6 protein-coding genes are annotated in these 6080 nt (G+C 69.8%); all 6 read right to left on the bottom strand.

Going from position 1 to position 6080, the window contains the following annotated elements; translation table 11 throughout:
* Positions 1-195: 195 nt before the first annotated feature.
* Entirely contained in the window at positions 196-1824 is a 1629-nt protein-coding gene (locus tag ACRDSQ_RS04425; protein WP_431418997.1) for a solute symporter family protein, read from the bottom strand.
* Entirely contained in the window at positions 1821-2165 is a 345-nt protein-coding gene (locus ACRDSQ_RS04420) for a DUF485 domain-containing protein (RefSeq protein WP_431418994.1), read from the bottom strand. The genes ACRDSQ_RS04425 and ACRDSQ_RS04420 overlap by 4 nt, the downstream gene beginning before the upstream one ends.
* Positions 2166-2234: 69 nt before the next feature.
* Positions 2235-3998 (bottom strand): cation acetate symporter, encoded by a 1764-nt coding sequence (locus ACRDSQ_RS04415; protein WP_431418992.1) that lies wholly within the window; start codon positions 3996-3998, stop codon positions 2235-2237.
* Positions 3995-4351 carry a hypothetical protein gene (locus ACRDSQ_RS04410; RefSeq protein WP_091382217.1) on the bottom strand — a complete coding sequence of 119 codons (357 nt, stop codon included), beginning with the start codon at positions 4349-4351 and terminating at the stop codon, positions 3995-3997. Before ACRDSQ_RS04410 ends, ACRDSQ_RS04415 begins: the two co-directional genes overlap by 4 nt.
* Positions 4351-5139, bottom strand: coding sequence for a LytR/AlgR family response regulator transcription factor (locus tag ACRDSQ_RS04405; RefSeq protein WP_431418991.1), 789 nt, complete (start codon positions 5137-5139; stop codon positions 4351-4353). Before ACRDSQ_RS04405 ends, ACRDSQ_RS04410 begins: the two co-directional genes overlap by 1 nt.
* Positions 5136-6080 (bottom strand): sensor histidine kinase (locus tag ACRDSQ_RS04400; RefSeq protein ID WP_431418989.1); only part of this gene is annotated, 945 nt, incomplete at its 5' end. The genes ACRDSQ_RS04400 and ACRDSQ_RS04405, both read right to left, overlap by 4 nt.

The following is a 6080-nucleotide window of genomic DNA, read 5'->3' as shown; positions in this document are numbered from 1 at the left end:
GACCGCGTTCACCCGCCTACGCACCGCGTCGTGGCCCGGCTGACACACACCTCCCGCCACTACGACCAAGGACCCCGGAAACCGCCCACCGACGCGACAGTCGGCCCACAACCATCGCCATATCCAGTGATCTCAGGCAAAACCCAGACACAGCAACCTTTCAAGCAGATCCCACAAACCCGTGCAAGATCGAGGCTAGTGCGCGGTCGCCTTCTCGGCGTGCGCACCCGTCAGCGCGCGGACCTCCATCTCCGCGTACTTCGCCGCGTCCGTGCCGCCCTTCGACAGCACCGTGCCGAGCCAGCCGAGGAAGAAGGCCAGCGGGATCGACACGAGTCCCGGGTTCTCCAAGGGGAACCAGTGGAAGTCGACACCCTTGATCATCGACTGGGTGGCCGCCGAGGCGGGCTTTCCCGAGACCGCGGGCGAGAAGATGATCAGGACGATGCTCGACACCAGACCGCCGTAGATGCTCCACAGTGCGCCGCTGGTGTTGAAACGCTTCCAGAACAGCGAGTACACGATGGTCGGCAGGTTCGCCGACGCCGCCACCGCGAACGCCAAGGCGACCAGGAACGCGATGTTCTGTCCATTCGCGACGATCCCGCCGCCGATCGCGACCAGGCCGATCACCACCGCGGTGATCCGGGCGACGCGGACCTCCTGGGCCTTGTCGTCGACCTTGCCCTTCTTGATGATGTTGGCGTAGATGTCGTGCGCGAAGGACGCCGACGCGGTGATGGTCAGGCCCGCCACCACGGCCAGGATCGTGGCGAACGCGACGGCCGCGATCAGGCCCAGCAAGACCGGTCCGCCCAGTGCTTGCGCCAGCAGTGGTGCGGCCGAGTTCGCCTTACCAGGGGCGTTCTTGATGGCCTCGGGGCCGACCAGGGCGCCCGCGCCGTAGCCCAGCACCAGGGTGAACAGGTAGAAGATACCGATGAGCCAGATGGCCCACACGACCGAGCGGCGTGCTTCCTTCGCCGTGGGCACGGTGTAGAAGCGCATCAGGATGTGCGGCAGGCCCGCGGTTCCCAGCACCAGCGCCAAGCCAAGGGAGATGAAGTCGAGCTTGCTCGTCTCCGACTTTCCGTACTGGTTGCCCGGGTTGAGCAGCGCCTCACCGTTCGCACCACCGGCGTCGACAGCGGCACCGAGGACGCTCGACAGGTTGAAGCCGAACTTCGCCAGGACCCAGATCGTCATCGCGAGGCCACCGGTGATCAGCAGCGCCGCCTTGATGATCTGCACCCACGTGGTGCCCTTCATCCCGCCGACCAGAACGTAGATGATCATGATGACGCCGACGAGCGCGATGACGATGGACTGCCCGGTCTTGCCGCTGATTCCCAGCAGCAGCGCGACAAGCCCGCCCGCGCCCGCCATCTGGGCCAGCAGGTAGAAGAACGACACGACCAAAGTGGACGTCGCCGCCGCCGCGCGCACCGGTCGCTGCCTCATCCGGAAGGCGAGGACGTCGCCCATCGTGTACTTGCCGGTGTTGCGCAGCAGTTCCGCGACCAGCAGCAGGGCGACCAGCCACGCCACCAGGAAGCCGATGGAGTAGAGGAAGCCGTCGTATCCGTTGAGCGCGATGGCGCCCGCGATACCCAGGAACGACGCCGCCGACAGGTAGTCACCCGCGATGGCCACGCCGTTCTGCGGGCCGGTGAACGAGCGGCCACCCGCGTAGTAGTCCGCCGCCGTCTTCGTGGTGCGGCTGGCCCGGAAGACGATGACCATGGTGATCGCGACGAAGACGCCGAAGATGCCGATGTTGAGAACCGGGTTGCCGGAAACCTCAGCGGCCAGTGGGGTGCTCATGCGTCCTCACCCTCGATCTCCTTGCGGATCTTCTCCGCGGCCGGGTCGAGGTTCTTGGTGGCGTGCCGGACATACAGCATCGTGATGACGAACGTCGAGACGAACTGCAGCAGGCCCAACACCAACCCGACGTTGATGTTGCCGAACAGTTTGATGGACATGAAGCCGTGCGCGTAGTCGGCGAGTAGCACGTACGCCATGTACCAGAGGAAGAACAGCGCGGTCATCGGGAAGACGAATCCGCGCAGCCGCTTGCGCAGCGACCCGAACTCGGGACTTTGCTGGATCTCCGTCCAGGCCGGATGCTGCGGTGGACCGACCGCGGGATCTGTGATGGTCATTGCGGGCCTCCGTCAACGGGGATTCGGGTTACCCGTGACCGTAGGAAGATCGAGACCCGCGAGATCCGCTCAGCGGCCCAGACGTCGAGTGATGCGACGAACGGCGGACGAACGGCGTGCCTGCCAGGACAAGTGGCCCAGGTCACGTCCCGGTCCCGGTCGGGCATGCTGCTCCTCGCCCAGGTGCAGGCGCAGCATCGCGGCCGCGGCCCACGACGGCGGACGGCCGAACAGCGACACCCCGATCATGGTGGCGAACGCCAGCGGCACCGACCACGGTGCGGGCTGCGCGACCAGAATCGCTTGCCAGCCAGTGAGTTCTCCGCCGAACAGAGTAACGCCGATTGCTCCCGCCGAGGCCAGCAAACCGACCGCGACCCCCGCCAGCGCCCCCGCCTTGGTCAGCTTCGACCACCAGATACCCAGCACCAGCAGCGGGCAGAAGGTCGACGCGGCGACGGTGAACCCCCAGGTGACAAGCACACCCGCGTCCAACCTCGCCGACGGCAGGGCCAGCATCACCACGACCGCGGCGGCGGCGAACACCGTGCCCCGCAACCGGTTCAAGCCGCCGGGCAGCAGGTCGTGGGCGATCGCACCGGACACCACCAGCAGCAGACCCAGCGACGTCGCCAGGAACGCGGCGAACGCGCCCGCGGTGAGCAGGCCGGTGAACACGTCCGCCCAGCCACCGGATTCCACTTGGGACGGCAGCGCGACCACCGCGGTGTCGGTGGTGCCCGCGAGATAGAGCTGCGGCACCAAGACCTTCGCCAGCGTGCCGTAGATGCCGGGGAACAGATAGAAGATGCTCAGCAGCCCGACGGTGATCGCGGCGGTACGCCTGGCCGCGCGGCCGTCCGGGCTGGTGTGGAACCGGACGAGCACATGCGGCAGCCCCATCGTTCCCAGCATGGTGGCGATCAGGATCGCCCACGTGCCCAGCAGCGGGTAGCCGGCGTGGCGCAGGTCGAGCAGCGGCCGCTGCCAGCCCGGCCCGCCCGGCGCCGCGCCGCCGCGAGCCTGCGGGACGGCCGTGCCCTCCGCGAAGACGAGCATGCTTCCCGAGACGGCCCGCAACTCCCCCGGCGGAAGTGTCTCGCGGCTGCCGTCGGACCGCAGGACGGTCGTGGGCTCGCGCAGCTCCAGCGTGACGTCGAGCTGGAAGTCGACCGGGGTGTCCTTGGCGAAGTGCGTGAACTCCACCGGGTGCACGGCCTCGTGCCGCACCTCTGGGCCGACCTGGATGAGCAGCCAGGCGGCGGGCACGATGAACAGCAGCATCTTCAGATAGAACTGGAACGCCTGGACATAGGTCGCCGCCCGCATCCCGCCGAGCGCGAGGGTGATGCTCACGGCGGCCGCCGCGATCACCACCCCGACCCAGTACTGGCTGCCGCTCACCGCCGACAGCACGAGACCCGACGTGCGGAACTGCGGCACCAGGTACAGCCCGCCGATCACCAGCACGACGACCGCCGACAGCTTCCGCAGCGTGTGGGAGGCGAGCCGCGCGACGGCGAAGTCCGGGACCGTCAGCGCGCCCGAGCGACGCATCGGCGCGGCCACCAGGACCAGCATCGCGACGTACCCCGCGGTGAACCCGACCGGGTACCACAGCGCGCCCATGCCGTCCTTGACGACGAGCCCGGCGACCCCGAGGAACGAAGCCGCCGAGAGGTACTCCCCCGACACCGCCGCCGAGTTCAGCAGCGGCGACACCCGCCGGGACGCGACCAGGAAGTCCGATGTGGTCCGCATGGCGGCGATGCCGCGCAGCCCGATCAGCAGCGTGACCAGCACGACCGGGGCGACGGAGAGGAAGGCGATCATGCGGTTTCGTCGGCGGACTCGGCCCGCTCGGCCCGGCGCAGCTGCCAGGCCGCGATCCCCACCATCAGCGGGTACGGCAGCGCGCCCATCGCCAGCCACGACACGGGGATGCCGAGCAGCCGGACGTCGTCGAGTGCGGGCCACGCGGCGAGGACCGCCGGGATGCCGAGCAGGAGCGACACCAGCAGCACCAACGGAAGCAGCGCGCGCCTGCGCTGAACGGCGTAGACCCGCATGGCCCGTTGGACGTCATCCGGGTCGAGCGCGGGCGGGCGCCACGCGGTGTGCACCCGGCGGCGGGCGTGCGCGATCCGCGTCTGCGGACTGGTCACCGCGACCCGCCGCGACGGCATCAGCCCCGCCCGCCCAGTTCGCCGCGCTGAGCCGCGTGCAGCAAGCGTTCCCGCAGCTCACGGGCGTGTCGACGGCTCACCGGGACGTCGCCGAGGTCGGTGTGGGCGAGCATCCCGCCCACGGCGTCGCTGCGCAGCTCCCGGACCGCGTCGATGGCCACCAGGAATCCTCTGTGGACCCTGGCGAACCCGGCGCCCTCCCAGTACTCCAGCAGCCGCGAGATCGGCATCCGCACCAGGTGCACCCCGGTGCGGGTGTGCAGCCGCACGTAGTCGCCCTGCGCCTCGACGAACTCGACGTCGCCGCGGCGCACGTAGCGGATGCGGCCCTCGCTCTCCACCGGCAGCACCGGCATCGCGTCGGGCTTGGCGGGGATGGTGTCGTCGGGTGCGGTGACGGGCTCAGGGATCTCGACCGGCGCGACCATCCGCGCGACCCGGTTCAGCGTGGTGGCGAGCCGCTCCGCGCGGACCGGTTTGAGCAGGTAGTCGACCGCGCCGATGCCGTAGGCCGACACCGCGTGCCCGTCGTAGGCGGTGACGAACACGATCACCGGCGGCTTGCTGAGCTTGGACAGCAGCGAGGCCAGTTCGAGGCCGTTCATGCCGGGCATGGAGATGTCGAGGAACACCGCGTCGAACTCGCCGCCCTCGATCATCCGCAGGGCGGTCAACGCGTCGCCCGCGGCGGCGACCCCGGCCACCTCGGGCGCGTTGCGCAGCAGCCTGCACAGTTCGTCGAGCGCCGCCTTGACGTCGTCGACGGCGAGCACCCGCACGCCGGTCATGTCGCCACCCCCGGCTGGAACACCGGCACCCGCACGACGACCCTGGTCCCGGCCTCGGGCGCGGTCTCGACGACGAGCCCGTACCAGGCGCCGTAGACGTTGCGCAGCCGTCTGTCCACATTGGCCAGCCCGATGCTGCCCGCGGTCCCGTGCCCGGCCAGGATCGCCTCGGCGACCGACGGGTCCATGCCGACCCCGTCGTCCTCCACGCTGATCACGCAGTCGCTGCCCTCCGACTCGCCGCGGACCTGCACGACCCCGTCGCCCGTGCGGGGCTCGATCCCGTGCCGGACCGCGTTCTCCACCAATGGCTGCAACACCAGGTACGGGATGGTGACCGCGAGGACCTCCGGGGCCACCCGGATCTGCACGCGCAGCCGGTCGCCGAGCACGGCGCGCTGCAGCGCGAGGTAGGTCTCGATGGCGTGGAACTCGTCGGCGACGGTGGTGAACTCTCCGTGGCTGGCCAGGCTGTACCGGTTGTAGTCGGCGAAGTCGAGCATCAGCTCATGGGACCGCTCGGGGTCGGAGTGCACGAGCGAGGCGATGACGGTCAGCGCGTTGTAGACGAAATGCGGTGACATCTCCGCACGCAGCGCCCGCAACTCGGCCTGGGCGGCGTACTCGGCGGACGCCTCGAGGCGGGCCCGTTCGAGGGCGGCGACGATCCAGTCGGCGACCTCGCGCACCGCACTGGCACGGATCTGACCGGACACGACCAGCACGCCCGCGAGTTCGTCGTGCACGTGCAGCGGCAGCGCCACCAGCGGCGCACGGCCCGCGCGGGTGTCGGTGTGCAGGACCTCCTGGACAAGCGCGGTCACCCGGTCCTCCGGGGCCGCGGTGCCCGCCCAGACCGGCAGGCCCGACAGGTCGGCCAGCGCCACACCGTCCACCTCGAGCAGCGTCCGCACCCCACGGGCCACCGCGCGCACCCGCGG

It is taken from the genome of Actinokineospora sp., assembly GCF_050699995.1.
Lineage (GTDB): Bacteria > Actinomycetota > Actinomycetes > Mycobacteriales > Pseudonocardiaceae > Actinokineospora.
The sequence above is the reverse complement of the archived record's forward strand: the minus strand, read 5'-3'. Positions and strand labels throughout refer to the sequence as shown.